This window comes from Candidatus Sphingomonas colombiensis (genome assembly GCA_029202845.1).
Taxonomy (GTDB): domain Bacteria; phylum Pseudomonadota; class Alphaproteobacteria; order Sphingomonadales; family Sphingomonadaceae; genus Sphingomonas; species Sphingomonas colombiensis.
In genome coordinates, this window is record CP119315.1 from 333,531 (window position 1) to 348,140 (window position 14,610).

16 protein-coding genes are annotated in these 14,610 nt (G+C 66.7%); 3 read left to right on the forward strand and 13 right to left on the reverse strand.

What is annotated here, in order from left to right; all coding sequences use genetic code 11:
• Window positions 1–21: 21 nt before the first annotated feature.
• On the forward strand, window positions 22–3,417 hold the full coding sequence (gene smc / locus P0Y64_01550) for a chromosome segregation protein SMC (GenBank protein WEK43545.1): 3,396 nt from the start codon (window positions 22–24) through the stop codon (window positions 3,415–3,417).
• Here smc and P0Y64_01555 read toward each other — a convergent pair.
• Window positions 3,384–4,133: a GGDEF domain-containing protein gene (locus P0Y64_01555; protein WEK43546.1), complete on the reverse strand. Its 750-nt coding sequence runs from the start codon at window positions 4,131–4,133 to the stop codon at window positions 3,384–3,386. The two genes, smc and P0Y64_01555, sit on opposite strands and share 34 nt — an antisense overlap.
• A gap of 295 nt (window positions 4,134–4,428) precedes the next feature.
• On the opposite strand from P0Y64_01555, the gene P0Y64_01560 reads away from it, so the two are divergent.
• Window positions 4,429–5,067: a DedA family protein gene (locus P0Y64_01560; protein ID WEK43547.1), complete on the forward strand. Its 639-nt coding sequence runs from the start codon at window positions 4,429–4,431 to the stop codon at window positions 5,065–5,067.
• Here P0Y64_01560 and P0Y64_01565 read toward each other — a convergent pair.
• The 12 genes from P0Y64_01565 to P0Y64_01620 form a co-directional block, all read right to left on the reverse strand.
• Window positions 5,058–5,741 (reverse strand): DJ-1/PfpI family protein, encoded by a 684-nt coding sequence (locus tag P0Y64_01565; protein ID WEK43548.1) that lies wholly within the window; start codon window positions 5,739–5,741, stop codon window positions 5,058–5,060. The genes P0Y64_01560 and P0Y64_01565 overlap by 10 nt on opposite strands.
• 86 nt (window positions 5,742–5,827) lie before the next feature.
• On the reverse strand, window positions 5,828–6,346 hold the full coding sequence (locus P0Y64_01570) for a hypothetical protein (protein WEK43549.1): 519 nt from the start codon (window positions 6,344–6,346) through the stop codon (window positions 5,828–5,830).
• Between the two features lie 12 nt (window positions 6,347–6,358).
• Complete coding sequence (locus tag P0Y64_01575) at window positions 6,359–6,892, reverse strand: demethoxyubiquinone hydroxylase family protein (GenBank protein WEK43550.1); 534 nt, start codon at window positions 6,890–6,892, stop codon at window positions 6,359–6,361.
• The gene (locus P0Y64_01580) at window positions 6,889–7,371 is read right to left on the reverse strand and encodes a disulfide bond formation protein B (GenBank protein ID WEK43551.1); all 483 of its coding nucleotides are present in this window, start codon (window positions 7,369–7,371) and stop codon (window positions 6,889–6,891) included. Before P0Y64_01580 ends, P0Y64_01575 begins: the two co-directional genes overlap by 4 nt.
• Window positions 7,368–8,735 (reverse strand): S41 family peptidase, encoded by a 1,368-nt coding sequence (locus P0Y64_01585; GenBank protein WEK43552.1) that lies wholly within the window; start codon window positions 8,733–8,735, stop codon window positions 7,368–7,370. The genes P0Y64_01580 and P0Y64_01585 overlap by 4 nt, the downstream gene beginning before the upstream one ends.
• A gap of 106 nt (window positions 8,736–8,841) precedes the next feature.
• Window positions 8,842–9,999: a peptidoglycan DD-metalloendopeptidase family protein gene (locus P0Y64_01590; GenBank protein WEK43553.1), complete on the reverse strand. Its 1,158-nt coding sequence runs from the start codon at window positions 9,997–9,999 to the stop codon at window positions 8,842–8,844.
• Window positions 10,000–10,003: 4 nt separating this feature from the next.
• Entirely contained in the window at window positions 10,004–10,426 is a 423-nt protein-coding gene (locus tag P0Y64_01595) for a 23S rRNA (pseudouridine(1915)-N(3))-methyltransferase RlmH (protein ID WEK44938.1), read from the reverse strand.
• 1 nt (window position 10,427) lies between these two features.
• A complete protein-coding gene (gene rsfS, locus P0Y64_01600; GenBank protein ID WEK43554.1) occupies window positions 10,428–10,820 on the reverse strand; it encodes a ribosome silencing factor in 393 nt (130 codons plus the stop codon).
• 2 nt (window positions 10,821–10,822) lie between these two features.
• On the reverse strand, window positions 10,823–11,440 hold the full coding sequence (locus P0Y64_01605) for a nicotinate-nucleotide adenylyltransferase (GenBank protein WEK44939.1): 618 nt from the start codon (window positions 11,438–11,440) through the stop codon (window positions 10,823–10,825).
• 30 nt (window positions 11,441–11,470) lie between these two features.
• Window positions 11,471–12,205 (reverse strand): aquaporin Z, encoded by a 735-nt coding sequence (gene aqpZ, locus P0Y64_01610; GenBank protein WEK43555.1) that lies wholly within the window; start codon window positions 12,203–12,205, stop codon window positions 11,471–11,473.
• Between the two features lie 157 nt (window positions 12,206–12,362).
• A complete protein-coding gene (locus P0Y64_01615) occupies window positions 12,363–13,586 on the reverse strand; it encodes a glutamate-5-semialdehyde dehydrogenase (protein ID WEK43556.1) in 1,224 nt (407 codons plus the stop codon).
• A gap of 77 nt (window positions 13,587–13,663) precedes the next feature.
• Complete coding sequence (locus P0Y64_01620) at window positions 13,664–13,945, reverse strand: hypothetical protein (GenBank protein WEK43557.1); 282 nt, start codon at window positions 13,943–13,945, stop codon at window positions 13,664–13,666.
• 133 nt (window positions 13,946–14,078) lie between these two features.
• Between P0Y64_01620 and msrB the strand changes: the two genes are divergently transcribed.
• The gene (msrB, locus tag P0Y64_01625) at window positions 14,079–14,576 is read left to right on the forward strand and encodes a peptide-methionine (R)-S-oxide reductase MsrB (GenBank protein ID WEK43558.1); all 498 of its coding nucleotides are present in this window, start codon (window positions 14,079–14,081) and stop codon (window positions 14,574–14,576) included.
• Window positions 14,577–14,610 lie beyond the last annotated feature (34 nt).

Sequence of the window (14,610 nt, forward strand, 5' to 3'; positions counted from 1 at the left end):
CGGCGTCAGGGGGCGCGCACGATGCAGATAAAGCGACTGAGGCTCACGGGCTTCAAGAGCTTCGTCGACCCGGCCGATCTTCGGATCGAGCCGGGGCTGACGGGGGTCGTCGGGCCCAACGGCTGCGGCAAATCCAATCTGCTGGAAGCGCTGCGCTGGACGATGGGCGAAAACTCGCCCAAATCGATGCGCGGCGCCGGCATGGAAGACGTGATCTTCGCCGGCACCGCGACCCGCCCGGCGCGCGATTTCGCCGAAGTCTCGATCCTCGCTGAGCTTGAGGGGGAGGAGAAGGAAGTCGTCCGCCGCATCGAGCGCGGCGCCGGTTCCGCTTATCGCATCGACGGCCGCGATGTGCGCGCCAAGGACGTCGCGCTGCTGTTCGCCGACGCCGCGACCGGCGCGCACTCCCCCGCGCTGGTCAGCCAGGGGCGGATCAGCGCGGTGATCTCCGCGAAGCCGGCCGAGCGCCGCGCGATGCTCGAGGAAGCGGCCGGGATCGCCGGCCTCCACGTTCGCCGCAAGGATGCCGAGCAAAAGCTCCGCGCAACCGAAGCTAATCTCCAGCGGCTCGACGAGGTGATCGCGGATCAAGAAACCCGCGCCGCCGCGCTCCGGCGGCAGGCACGGCAGGCAGAGCGTTACCGCGTGCTTTCCGCACAGATCCGCGTCGCCGAGGCGCGCATGATCTTCAGTCGTTGGCGTGAGGCGGCAAGTGCGGCTGATGCGGCCAAGGCCGAGGCCGCCGAATCCGAAACGCGCGTTGCCCTCGCCACGGAAACGCAGAACGCAGCCACAGCCTATCAGGCGCGGGCGACCGAGACGCTCGCCGAGGCGCGTGCGGCCGCCCTCGCCGCGCGCGATCGCGCAACCGATGCCGCGCACCGGCTTGCGACGCTCAACACGGAAAAGGCCGGGATTGAACGCCGGCTCGCCGAACTGACCGACGCCGCCGGGCGGATCACCGCGGACCGCGAGCGCGAAGGCCAACTGGCCAATGACGCCGCAGAGGCGCTGACGCGGCTGGCGGCCGAGAGCAAGGCACTGGAGGCCGAAATCGCCGCTGTCGCCGCAGAGCTGCCCGCGCTCGATAACGCGCAGGCGGACGCGGAGCGCGAGGCGCGCGATGCCGAGGTCGCGCTGGCGCAGGCACTGGCGCGGCAGGCAAGCGAGGCGGCCGAAACCCGCGTCGCCCATGCCGCGCTCGCCGCAGCCCGCGCGCGCGCCGACCGCGCCGAGCGCGAGGCACGCGCCGCCGCCGCCGCGCTCGCGGCACTTCCCGATGCCGCGCCGCTGGAGGCCGGGCGAACCGAAGCCGAGCAGGTGCTGGCAACCGCCGCGAGCGACGCGGAACAGGCGCGGCGCGATCTCGCCCAGGCCGACGAGGACGAGAAAGCCGCCGTCACCGCCCGTGATGATGCGCAGAGCCGCCGCGCGACCGCGCGGGCTGAACTCGCCGCATTGGAGAGCGAGGCCACCACGCTCACCCGCGCGACCCAGCGTTCGGGCCGCGATCGCCTGCTCGATCACGTCCGAGCCGCACCGGGCTATGAGCGTGCGCTGGCGGCCGCTTTGGGCGACGATCTGGAGATCGGGATGGATATCGGCGCGGAGGCACATTGGGCCGGCGCGGAGCCCTTGCCGACCGATCCCGCGCCGGCCGGCAATGCGCTCACCGCACATGTCACCGCGCCACCGCAACTCGCGCGACGGCTGGCGCAGATCATCGTCATCGCGGCGGATGACGGGCGGTCGCTTGCGGTCGGGCAACGGCTGGTGACGCTGACTGGGCAGCTTCGCCGCTGGGACGGGTTCGTCGCACGCAGCGGTGGCGCGGCGGCAGCGGAGCGGCTGGAACGACTCAACCGGCTCGCTGCGATCGAGGGCGCGCTGCCCGATGCGCGCACCGCCGTGGAGACGGCCGACGCAGCATTGGCGATGATCGAAGCGAAGATCGCGGCCGCGCGCGCCACCGCCGGCGCGGCCCGCAGCAGTCTCTCCCGCGCTGAAACGGCTGCGCGCGACGCCCAACAGCGCATCGACCGTGCGGTCACCCAGATCGAGCGGCTCGCGGGGCAGCGTTCCGATCTCACCGCACGCGCCGCGCAGACCGGCGCCGAACGCGACATCGCGGCGTCCGAAGTCACGCAGGCAGAGACCGCGATCGCCGAATTACCCGATACCAGCGCGACGGCCGGCGAAGTGGCCGCACTCCAGCGTTCCGCCGAATCGCGACGCGGGGCCGTCGCCCAGACTCGCACCGATCGCGCCGCACGTGAGCGTGCCGGCGCCGCCGCGCGCGAACGGCTAGCCGCCTCACAAGCCGAGGTAAAAAGCTGGAAGAACCGCGCCGGAGACGCGGCCCGCCGCATCGCCGACATGGCTAAACGCGAAGGCGAGATCGCACAGGATCGCGAAACGCTAGCCCCCCGCCCGGCAGCGCTCACGGCTGAAATCGCCGATCTTTCCTCACAGCACGACGCCGCGCGAACCGCCGCCGATACACTTGCCGTAGCCGAGCGAGACGCTGAAGCCGCGCTCCGTCGGTGCGAGGAGGCCGCGCGGATCACCGGCGAGGCGCTCGCCGCGACGCGCGAGGCCCGCGCCGGCGCGCTGGCTCGCGCGGAAAATCAGGAGCTGCGGCGTGTGGAACTGGGCCGGCTCGCCGGTGAACGCTTCGAATGCCCCGCGCCCGTGCTTCCCACCAAAGCCGGGTTCGACAGCACGACCATCCGATCGCCGCAGGACGAATCGAGCGCGCACGAAAAGCTGACGCTCGACCGCGAGCGGATCGGCCCGGTCAATCTCGTCGCCGAACAGGAACTGGTGGATCTGGAGGCCGGCGCGGTCGGCAATGCGGTGGAGCGTGACGAACTGGGGCAAGCGGTCAATCGCCTGCGCGGATCGATCGGTACGCTCAATCGCGAAGGGCGCCAGCGGCTGCTCGCGGCGTTCGAAGCGGTTGACGGACATTTCCGGCGGCTGTTCACTACATTGTTCAACGGCGGTCAGGCGCATCTCGAACTCGTTGATTCGGATGATCCGCTCGAGGCTGGGCTGGAAATCATGGCGCAGCCACCGGGCAAGCGGCTTCAATCGCTCACTCTGCTATCCGGCGGAGAGCAGGCGCTGACTGCGGTGGCGCTGATCTTCGGCCTTTTCCTCACCAACCCTGCCCCCATCTGCGTGCTCGATGAGGTCGATGCGCCGCTCGACGACGCCAATATCGAGCGTTTCTGCGATCTGCTCGATCGCATGACGCGCGAAACACAAACCCGCTATCTGATCGTCACGCACAATGCGGTGACGATGAGCCGGATGCATCGGCTATTCGGCGTCACCATGATCGAGCGCGGTGTCAGCCGACTGGTTTCCGTCGATCTTCAGGCGGCGGAGACCCTGCTCGCGGCGGAATGAGGGCGTGGCCGTGCCCTCCGCGTCGGCTCGATCGTCCCGCAATCTCCCGGCTTGGCGGTAAGGCTGATCCGGTTCCTGCCATCGTGCTTGGCGCCATACATCGCGAAATCGGCGTTGCGCAGGCTCTCGCTGATCGCGACGCGGCGATCCGCCTCGGCCAGCCCGATGCTGACCGTCAGCGCGATCCCCATTGTCGCGAACTCGGCGGCGGTTTCCACGTTGCCGCGGATGCGCTCGGCGATCTGCATCGCCTTTTCGCGACCCGCGCCGGGCAGATAGATGCCAAATTCCTCGCCGCCCAGACGACCGACAACGTCCCCGGAACGCAGAGATTCGCGCAATACGTTCGCGACATGCTGTAGCGCGCGATCACCCACTTCATGCCCGAAGCGGTCGTTGATCGCCTTGAAGTGATCGATATCTAGCAACAAAATCCAGCCATCGGTGCTCGTGTGATGCGCCTCCGCCAGTTTCAGAAACGCGGTGCGATTCAGCACGGCGGTGAGGTGATCGGATTCGGCGGCACGCTTGAGGAGCACCTCTGCCGATCGTAGCTCCTCATTGAGCCGGCGCAGGCGTTCGCTTTGAACCGTGAATCGCAACGCAACCAGAAACGAGACCCCACCCGAGGTGACGGCCGCAAAAATCCAATAAGGCAACGGAACCTCAAGTCCCGGGAAATACGACAATCCGTACATCGGGATAAGGGTGATCATGAGCGATACAACCGCCCAAAACAACGCTTTACGAACCGCCCCCATGGCCCTCCCGCCTAGCTGACTGGATGTTTAACCAGTCGATAACGAGCAACCGGGCATTCGGTCGCATCGGTTTGATGGAATATTATCGAAATCGTCCATCAAAGGGGATTTTGGAGACGAAAAGCCGCAGATTAGCGACATGCCGTGCGAGAATTTACAACTCGCGCGACACGGCACCAATTATTTCCGTTCATTGCCGGGAACAGGCGGCGATTGACCCCCCGACGCCCATCGCGCATGCGCGATACCCATGATCGAAAAGCTTCTGGCCGTACTCGCGACCTTTGCCGTCACTGTCATTTCCGCAATGGGCTATTGGGGCATCGTGCTGCTCATGGCGATCGAAAGTGCCTGCATCCCGCTGCCGTCGGAAATCATCATGCCGTTCGCCGGCTATCTCGTATCAACGGGCCAGTTCGATCTGTATCTCGCCGCCACCGCCGGGGCGATCGGGTGCAATCTTGGCTCCATCGTCGCTTATGAGATCGGCAAGCGCGGCGGGCGCCCGCTCGCTGAGCGCTGGGGCCGCTATGTGCTGATCGGGCCGGGCGAGTTGGACATGGCCGATCGCTTCTTCAACCGTTGGGGATCGCTCGCGATCCTGATCGGGCGGATGCTGCCGATTATCCGCACCTTCATCGCCTTCCCGGCGGGCGTGGCGCGGATGAAGCTGATCCCGTTTCACCTTTACACGTTCATCGGATCATGGCCGTTCTGCTTCCTGCTCGCGTGGGTGGGCATGAAGCTCGGCACGGCATGGAACAGCGATCCGCGGCTCAAGGCGTTCTTCCATCAGGCGGATCTCGGGATCGGGCTGGTGATCGTGGCGGCTGGCGGTTTCTATCTGTGGCATCGCGTGCGCGGCTTGAAGAAGCGCTCTCAGGCGTAACCGCGCCGCGCCGCCAGCCGGCGCAATTCCTCGTCACGCCCCGGCGCAAGCGCGCCAACCCGGCGCTCATAAGCCGCGACCAGCGCCGCATCGGCGCGATCGGGCGAGCCGGAATCGAACGGCGGATCGGGATCATATTCGAGGCTGAGCTGCACGAAGCGCGCGTGCGCCTCGCCTCGGATCAACGCCATCAGGCGGAAGGCGAAATCGATCCCCGCCGTGACTCCGGCGCCGGTCACGCGGTTGCGATCCACCACCACCCGCTCCGCGACCGGCGTTGTGCCGAACAGCGGGAGCATATGGCGCTGCCCCCAATGGCAGGTCGCGCGATAGCCATCGAGCAGCCCCGCCGCGCCAAGCACCAGGGATCCGGTGCATACGCTCGTCACCCATTGCGCGCGTTCGCCCACGCCCCGCACCCAATTCATCGTCCGGTCGTCCGCGATCGCGCCATTGGTGCCGAAGCCACCGGGCACGCACAGAATGTCGGTGGCGGTTACGTCGTCGAAGGTGGCGGTGGGCAGGATCGCGAAGCCCGCGTCGGTCGGCACCGGATCGAGCGTGGCGGCGACCAGATCGAGCCGCGTTCCCTCCCCCATCCGTGACAGCACCTGCGCCGGCCCGGTCAGATCAAGCTGGGTGACATTGGGAAACAACAGAAATGCGATACGCATGCGGCCGGCTCCTCTCTTGAGACGAAGATTGCCCAGGCGCGCGGCGAGCCGAAAGCTAACGCATAACGCGTCCGCGCGCCATGCCGTCAGTTCGGCAGATCGGGGTTCGCCTCCTTGGCGCGCGCCTTCGACTCCGCCTTGGCCTGACGCGCGCTCTGGATGAAGCAGCCGGAGGCCCCGCCGACGCCAACGGCCGAGCAACTGCCGATCCCGGCCGCACCGACATCGGCATTGCCCTTTTCACGCACCGCCCAGGCGGCATTTTCCGGGGTCACCTCGAAGTTGCGCAGTTCCTTGGGAATGCGGAATTGTTCCTCGGCGGAGCGACGAACGCACACCACCACCTCCGCGCCCTCCTTGTTCGTCGGGCAGCGTTCGTTGCCGTATAGCGTCAGCACGCCGTTGACCGGCGCGTTCCGCGATACGGCGGTTGAAACCGTCTGATGGCTGACGCGCGGCGCACCGGGCAACGCGATCTCCTTCGCCGAGGGCGGCGGGATGATTAGCGGCGGAAGTGCTGGGTTCGCGGGAGCTGGCGCGGTCTGCGCCGCCAGCGGGGCGCCGGCAATTGCCAGCACCGCGATGATAGTGGAACGCACAGGCATCCTTCTCTCCCGTCAGATGCGTTTTGCCGTGGCAATAGCGAAGCGACAACCGAGCCGGATCACGCCCGACAACAGGGGATAGGCCGGGGCATCCTCCGCCCCGCTGGCGAGCGCGGTTTCCCGGTGCTCGACCTCCTCGGCCTGAAATTCGCGGATCGCATCGGCAAGCGCGGGATCGTCGTCGCCCAGTACCTCGAGCTGTTCAGCGTAATGCTTGTCGATCTCTGTTTCGACGGCAGCGGTGCAGGCCATCGCAGCTTCCGGGCCGATCGCGGCCGTCACCGCCCCCAATGCGAAACCGGCGACATTCCAGAACGGCTGGAGCAACGTCGGCCGCACGCCGCGCTCGGCGATCAGCCGATCGAAGAATGCGCGATGCCGCTCCTCCTGCATCGCCATGCCGCTGATCTTGCGCGCCGCGGGCGAACGATGCCCCATGATCGCGAGTTGCCCGGCGTAGATGCGCGTCGCGCCATATTCACCGGCCTGATCGACGCGGATCATCGATTTGATCGCGTGGCGGCGGTCGCCCGGTTTCCAGCTCATCCGCGCCTCCGGATCAGCCAGGCGATCACGCCCGCGCCGCCGAGCGAGAAAATCGCGTTGAACCCGGCAAGCGAAATCCCGAACAACGACCATTGTGCCGCATCGCAACGCACCACCGGCGCCGCGAGAATCCGGCGCAACATCTCATCAGTGCTGATCCCCTCACCCGTCACGCTGGACGAACAGGCAGTGATCCCATCCCACCAATGATATTCGACCCCCGCGTGAAACACGCCGATCATGCCGGATACCGCGATCATCGCCGCCGCGCCCGCGACAAGCGTCAACTTCACCGAGCGTCCCGGCACGATGTACGCGAATGCAGCCGCCACGACCGCGCCATAGTGCGGCCAGCGCTGCCAATGGCACATCTCACACGGGTGCAGGCCGCCGATCAGTTGCGATCCCCATGCGCCCGCGAGCAACGCCGCGGGAAGGAGCAACGCGATGGCGCGGGCCAGAATTTGGGAACGGTTCACTTGGCCGCTACGTCCTTCGTATCCTTGGCGTCTTTCTGCAACGCGGCGGTGACGGCTGCCACCTGCGTCGGGCCTCCGAGCCGCGCGATCGTCTTCAACGCATACCAAAGCTGAAAGTCGTCGATCCGTTCTTTCTTCAAACTATCCGGCGTGGCGGAGAAGCGCGGATCTTCCTTCGTGTCCTCCTCCAGCACCTTATTGTCGGATTTCACCTCGTTGATCAGATGCCGGCGCAGATCGGCCTCGCGGAACACCGGGCGCGCCTTGTAATCGGGATCGGAAAGCTGCGGCACCTTGATATCCGGCTCGATCCCGCCCTCCTGCACCGAACGGCCGGACGGCGTATAGTAACGTGCCGTGGTGAGCCGGAGCGCTGTGGTCGGGCCAACCGGCAGCAGTGTCTGCACCGATCCCTTGCCGAACGTGCGCTCACCCATGATGAGCGCGCGGTGATTGTCCTGCAGCGCGCCCGCGACGATTTCGCTCGCGCTCGCGGTGCCCGAATCGGTCAGGATGATGACGGGCAGGCCGTGTGCATCGTCACCAGGCTTCGCGAAATAACGCTGGTTCTCGCGCGGGTCGCGGCCGCGCTGGGAGACGATCTCACCATGATCGAGGAACGCGTCCGACACCTCGATCGCCTGCGTCAGCAGCCCGCCGCCGTTCGAGCGCAGATCGATGACATAACCAAGCGGGCGATGCCCCAACGCCTTGTCGATCGCCAGCAAAGCCGCGCGCGTATCCGCGCCGGTGGTTTCGGAGAAGGTGTTGATGTCGATATAGCCGACATCGCCCTTCACCTGCCATTTCACCGGATGCTGGACAATCACCTCACGGGTGAGCGTCACGTCGAACGGCTTATCGCGACCGGGGCGCACGATCGTCAGCGAAAGCTTGCTGCCCGGCTTGCCACGCATCTGGGCGACCGCATCGTCCAGCGTGCCGCCGTACAGCAGCTTGCCGTCGATGTGGGTGATGTAGTCGCCGGGCTTGATCCCAGCCTTGGCCGCCGGGGTATCCTCCTGTGGGGCGATAACCTTGACCGCGCCATCCTCCATCGAGACGGTCAGGCCGAGGCCACCGTAATTCCCCTCGGTCTGGATGCGCAGATTGTCGAAATCGCGGCCGTCGACATAACTGGAATGCGGATCGAGCGACGCCAGCATCCCGTCGATCGCACCACGGATCAGCTGTTCGTCGCTGACCTTGTCAACGTAATCGGCTTTTACGCGGTTATAAACGTCGAGGAACTTGTCCATCTGCCGATAGGTATCGGTATCGACAGCGGCCATCGCACCGGTCGCGACGGGCACCAGCGCGAGCGTCGCGACAAGGGCGGTGGCCTGAAACAGCTTGAACTTCATCTGGACGTCCTGACGAGAGGGGCCATGCAACTCTAGCTCCATATCGCCGGGCGAGCAAAGCGCCAGCGCGACTGAACAGGGGCTGAGCAGTTACGCACGATTGCGATCAGCCGATCAACGCGGTGATGTCGACCGGCTGGTCCCGCCGGCGAAGTTCAACCGTGACGCGCGGCTCATCGTTTTTGGTCGCGCGGCCGAGCAACTGCCCCGCCGTGATCGCCTGCCCACGCTTCACCGCGATCGTGCCGAGGCCAGTAACCAGCGTGCTCCAGCCCGCGCCGTGATCGATGATGATGGTGCCGCCATAATCGCGGAACGATCGCGCGAAGATCACATGCCCCGCCGCAGGAGCAGCCAGCGCCGCGGCCTGCGGCACGGCGAAGGTCAGGCCGCGCGCGCGCACGCCATTGTCCGAAATCTCACCCAGCCCCGTCACCAGCCGCCCCACCACGGGCAGGCGATAAGCCGCGGGTGCGCCGGCAGGGGCCGGATCGGCCACCGGTGGCCCGGGCAATCGCGCCAGCGCCACCAGTGTCAATCGTTCGTCGCCGATAGCGGCCATGCGATCGACCAGATCGCGCGCCTCCTCGCCCATTGCGATCGCGCGATCCGAGGCGACGCGGGAATCGTGATCGAACCGGGCCGCGGCGTTATCATGACGGTCGCGCAGCGCCGCCAGCCGGCCGCGCTCGGCGATAAGATTGGCATGCCCGTCGCGCAATTTTATCGCCGCCAGTGCTGCCACACTTGCCAGCCGGCGCGATTCCGCCAGCCCTGCCCGCACCTCGGCCGTACGTGTGTCGATCACCGGCACGACCGTCGCAAGCGCCGCGCGGAGATGCACCATATCCGTGATTGAGCCCGGCTGCGCCACCGCGACGATCGCTGGGCGCCCCGCCAGCGACGCAAGTGCCGCGAGCAATCGCGCCACCGGCTCTTGCCGCCGGGCGAGTTCGCCCCGTTGGCGTTCTTGCAATTCCGCGACGATAGCGACTCGCGCCTGAGCCACCGCCAGATCAGCCTCGGCTCGCGCGATCCGCGCAGCGACGGCCTGCTCCTCGACCCGGAAGCGCGCGGAGGCGTCGCGTTCGGCCGCCGCTTGTTGATCGAGCGAAGCGGCGTGCTTGTTCGCCTCATCAGCCGCAGCGCGGGCTTGCGCCAGTCGCGCACGTGCGGCGGCCAGCGAATCCTCCGCTGGCGCAGCCACTGGTGCGGCGAGCAGCATCGCCGCCAGCGCTCCCAGCATCGCCCCCCTGCCCCTCATCCATTCAACCTTCGCGATGATAAGGGTGATTGGCAAGGATCGAGGTGGCGCGAAACAATTGTTCGGCCAGCATCGCGCGGGCCAGCAGGTGCGGCCAAGTCGCGCGCCCGAAAGAAAGCAGCAGATCCGCCTCCCCCCGGGCATTGTCGTCGAAGCCGTCCGCCGCACCGATCATAAAACGCGCCTCCCGCACGCCATCGTCACGCCAGCGCCCGATGAGGTGCGCGAAAGCGAGCGACCCCATCACCTCGCCGCGCTCATCGAGCAGCACGCGGCGGGTCTGCGGCGGCACATCCGGCACACGACCGCCGGTATCGGGAAGTTCGGTGATCTTCGTCGGCCAGACGATCCGCTTCAGATAGCGATCGACAAGCTCACCCTCCGGCGAACGGCCGATCCGACCGCGCGCGACGATATGCAGCAGCAGATCAGGCGTTCCCGGCCGGCGGCGGCGGCGCATCCCCGAACGACCACATACGCTCCAGATTGTAGAAGGAGCGTACCTCTGGCCGGAACAGGTGGACAATGATGTCACCCGCGTCGATCAGCACCCAGTCAGCGGTTGGCAGCCCCTCTATTCTCGGGGAGCGCCCCGTGCTGCCCTTGATCTTCTCGGCCAGCTTGGCCGCCATCGAGGCGACCTGGCGGGTCGAGCGGCCGGACGCGATCACCATATGATCGGCGATCGACGATTTCCCGGCGAGCGGGATGGAGATCATATCGGCTGCCTGATCGTCGTCCAGGCTGTCGAGCACGAGCTTATGGAGCACCGCGACGCTGTCTGCGTCGGGCGATCGATAGGCGTTGGCGGATGCGGGCAAGTTTACTCCTGGGTACGGGGTTTGGCGTGGGCACCAGTATATCGGCGATGCCAGGACGGGTCGGCAGCACGAAGCTGCGTCGCGGAAGCAGGGTCGGGTCGGAAACGCAGCAGCACCAGTGCCGGTACACTCCACTCGGTCCAGTTCCTCGCCTGGCTCGCGGGCCTCTGGTAGCGCCGTAGCCAGCCCATCGCGGGGGCCGCGTGGGCAGCACCATCATATCCGGGTCGGGCGATCACCGCAATCGGAACCGTCCGCGCGATCTTCCGCCAGTCGCGCCAGCGGTGGAACTGGGCGAGATTATCCGCCCCCATCACCCAGATGAAGCGCCGATGCGGGTAGCGCCGGACGAGCGCCGCGAGCGTATCCACGGTATAGCGCGTGCCCAGCCGCGCCTCGATATCGGTCGGCCGGATCGGTGCACGACGCGCCATCGCACGCGCCGATGCGAGTCGCGCGGGCAGCGGCGCCATGCCGTCCGCCGGCTTCAGCGGATTGCCCGGTGAAACCAGCCACCACATCTCGTCCAGCCCCAGCGCCCGGATCGCCGCGAGACTGATTCCGCGATGACCACTATGCGCTGGGTTGAACGATCCGCCGAGGAGACCGGTGCGGATCAAACCCCGCACCGCAACCGGTCACCCATCATATCAGAGCGGCTCGCCGACGACTGGTGGTGCAGGCGGCGGATCGCCGGCCAGCCCGCGATAGGCAAAGCCCGCGAGCACCGCGCCGACGATCGGCGCGAGCCAGAACAGCCAGAGCTGCTGCAACGCCAGGCCGCCGACGATCAGCGCCGGGCCGGTGCTACGCGCCGGATTCACCGATGTGTTGGTCACCGGAATGCTGATCAGGTGGATCAGCGTCAGCCCCAGCCCGATCGCGATCGGAGCGAAACCGCTCGGCGCGCGCGTATCGGTCGCGCCCATGATGATGGTGAGAAAACCAAAGGTCATCACCACTTCCATGATCATACCGGCGTGAAGGCCGTAGCCGCCGGGCGATTGCTCGCCATAGCCGTTCACCGCCAGCCCGTTGGGGGCGAGTACGTACCCCGCCTTGCCGCTGGCGATACAATAAAGCAGCGCCGCAGCGATGATCGCGCCGACTAGCTGCGCGACGATGTAGGGCAGGATATCCTTCGCCGGGAAACGCTTGCCCGCCCAAAGCCCCAACGTCACCGCCGGGTTAAGATGGCAGCCGGAGATATGGCCGATCGAATAGGCCATGGTGAGGACGGTCAGCCCGAAAGCGAGCGCGACGCCCGCCAGCCCGATGCCGACTTCAGGGAATTTGGCGGCGAGGACGGCGCTACCGCAGCCGCCGAACACCAGCCAGAAGGTTCCGAACAGCTCCGCGATGCAACGCTTGTGTATTGGCACCATATCCCCTGCCCTCCTTGCGATATAAAATCCCGTCTCGTGTAAGCGGGGCGAGAATAGTGCGGGAATGCGGCTACTGACAAGGGCGCGATGGCGCGGCATCGGCCACTAGTTTTTCACTTTGTGTCAGGATGATGCGCGACGATAGCGAGATGATGCCTCAACCGCGAACCTGCCCGGAGCCAAGCCCGATCCATTTATAGGTGGTGAGCCCCTCCAGCGCGACGGGCCCGCGTGCGTGCAGCCGCCCGGTGGCGATGCCGATCTCCGCCCCCAGCCCGAACTCTCCCCCATCCGCAAACTGAGTAGAGGCGTTCCACAGCACGATCGCCGAATCCACCTCTGCAACAAAGCGTTGCGCGATACCTTCGTCGGAGGCCACGATCGCATCGGTGTGGTGGGAGCCATGGCGCGCGATATGCGCCAGCGCGCCTTCCAAGCCATCGACCACCGCCACCGAGGCGATGGCATCGAGATATTCGGTATCCCAATCGGCATCATCAGCCGCCGCGATTCCCGGCGCGATCGCGCAAGCGCGCCCATCACCGCGCACCTCGCAACCCGCCGCGACGAGTGCCGCAATCAGTGCGGGTGCGGCGGGATAAGACGCGTCGATCAACAGCGTCTCCATCGCACCGCATATGCCTGTACGACGCATTTTCGCATCGACGACGATCGCCTCGGCCATCGCGCGATCGGCGGAGGCGTGGACGAAGACGTGGTTGATCCCGTCAAGGTGCGCGAGCACCGGCACGCGCGCTTCGGCCTGCACCCGCGCGACCAGGCTCTTGCCGCCACGCGGCACGATAAGGTCGATCAGGCCGTCCGCAGTCAGCATCGCGCCAACCGCCGCACGATCGGTGGTCGCGACACGCTGCACGGCGCCGGCCGGAAGCCCGGCCTGCGACAAGCCAGCGACGAATGCACGATGGATCGCCGCGTTGCTCTCCACCGCTTCCGATCCGCCGCGGAGCACCACCGCATTGCCGGACATCACGCACAAAGCGGCCGCGTCAGCAGTCACGTTCGGACGACTTTCGTAGATGATCCCGATCACCCCGATCGGCACTCGCACCCGGCGCAGCACCAGCCCGTTCGGGCGGGTCACCTCATCGATCACCGCGCCAACCGGATCGGCCAGCGTCGCGACGGTCGCCACGCCATCGGCCATCGCCGCGATCCGCCCGGCATCGAGCCGCAGTCGATCGAGCATCGCCGGCGTCAGACCATTGGCGGCGGCCCGTTCCATATCGAGCGCGTTCGCGGCGAGGATATCCGCGCTCGCGGCACGCAACGCTTCGGCCGCGGCGCGCAATCCGGCGCGGCGCTGCTCGGTCGACAATTGCGCGAGCAACCGCGCGGCGCCACGCGCTTCTGCGGCCATGGTCGCGATCATTGCGGCGGGAGAGGGTGTATCCAGCATAATGGCCGCGCCTATCACGCGCAGCCGCGCCTGCCGAGTCAGTTGGGCGGTTCGCTCTCCGCGTTTTCGCCGGCGCCGGTCTTGGCCGAGCAATCGCCGACACCCCGCGCCGCGCCAAACGGTTTCGACCGCCCCATCGTCCAGTTCGCCTGCATCCGCACCTGGGGGTTGGGCGCGCACCAGATCTCGCCACTATCGTCCAGCGCGGTCACCCAGATTAGATTGTGCTCCTGACCATAATCGATGACCGCGATGGCGAACCCCGTGCCCTTGCCAAGCACGTGAAGCGGAATCGGCGGATCGAGTTGCTGGAAGGTCATGCCCGCAAAACCGCCGCTGCCGGTGCTCCGTTCCCGAAAATCTCCTTATCCTCGATCAATAAAATGGCGCGCACGATGAAACCAAAGGCGATCCGCGCTATATCGCCGGGGCCGGGAGGCAGGAATTCGCCCCATGACGATGCACAATCGACGCGAAACCTTGTTCGGACTGCTCGCCATTGGTGCAGCCGCGCCAATCGTCTCCGCCTGCCATGTGACGCCGGCGGACGCGGCGCCCGAGCGGTTCGAAGTCAATTTCACCGATGCACAATGGAAAGCGCGGCTATCCCCGGCCGCGTGGCGCGTGCTGCGCCATGACGGGACCGAGCGCCCCTTCTCCAGCCCGCTCAACGACGAGCATCGCGCCGGCCTGTTCCTCTGCGCCGGCTGCGCGTTGCCGGTGTTCGACGCCAAAACGAAATTCGACAGCGGCACGGGCTGGCCGAGCTTCTGGGCGCCGCTGCCCAATGCTGTGCGCGACCGCAGCGACAGCACGCTGGGCATGGACCGTACCGAGGTGCACTGCCGCCGCTGCGGCGGACATCTGGGGCATGTATTCGATGACGGGCCGCGGCCGACGGGCAAACGCTATTGCATGAACGGCGTGGCGCTCACCTTCCGGCCGGCCTGAGGTTGCCGATCATGCCCGCGCCCCGTAAAGGCAT

Excerpts from the sequence above, each read along its gene's own strand:
- P0Y64_01570 (WEK43549.1), bottom strand. The coding sequence starts at position 6,346 with ATGCCTGTGCGTTCCACTATCATCGCGGTGCTGGCAATTGCCGGCGCC.
- P0Y64_01555 (WEK43546.1), bottom strand. The coding sequence starts at position 4,133 with ATGATCACCCTTATCCCGATGTACGGATTGTCGTATTTCCCGGGACTT.
- P0Y64_01585 (WEK43552.1), bottom strand. The coding sequence starts at position 8,735 with ATGAAGTTCAAGCTGTTTCAGGCCACCGCCCTTGTCGCGACGCTCGCG.
- P0Y64_01575 (WEK43550.1), bottom strand. The coding sequence starts at position 6,892 with ATGAGCTGGAAACCGGGCGACCGCCGCCACGCGATCAAATCGATGATC.
- msrB (WEK43558.1), top strand. The coding sequence starts at position 14,079 with ATGACGATGCACAATCGACGCGAAACCTTGTTCGGACTGCTCGCCATT.
- P0Y64_01615 (WEK43556.1), bottom strand. The coding sequence starts at position 13,586 with ATGGCCGCAGAAGCGCGTGGCGCCGCGCGGTTGCTCGCGCAATTGTCG.
- P0Y64_01560 (WEK43547.1), top strand. The coding sequence starts at position 4,429 with ATGATCGAAAAGCTTCTGGCCGTACTCGCGACCTTTGCCGTCACTGTC.
- P0Y64_01565 (WEK43548.1), bottom strand. The coding sequence starts at position 5,741 with ATGCGTATCGCATTTCTGTTGTTTCCCAATGTCACCCAGCTTGATCTG.
- smc (WEK43545.1), top strand. The coding sequence starts at position 22 with ATGCAGATAAAGCGACTGAGGCTCACGGGCTTCAAGAGCTTCGTCGAC.
- aqpZ (WEK43555.1), bottom strand. The coding sequence starts at position 12,205 with ATGGTGCCAATACACAAGCGTTGCATCGCGGAGCTGTTCGGAACCTTC.
- P0Y64_01620 (WEK43557.1), bottom strand. The coding sequence starts at position 13,945 with ATGACCTTCCAGCAACTCGATCCGCCGATTCCGCTTCACGTGCTTGGC.
- P0Y64_01590 (WEK43553.1), bottom strand. The coding sequence starts at position 9,999 with ATGAGGGGCAGGGGGGCGATGCTGGGAGCGCTGGCGGCGATGCTGCTC.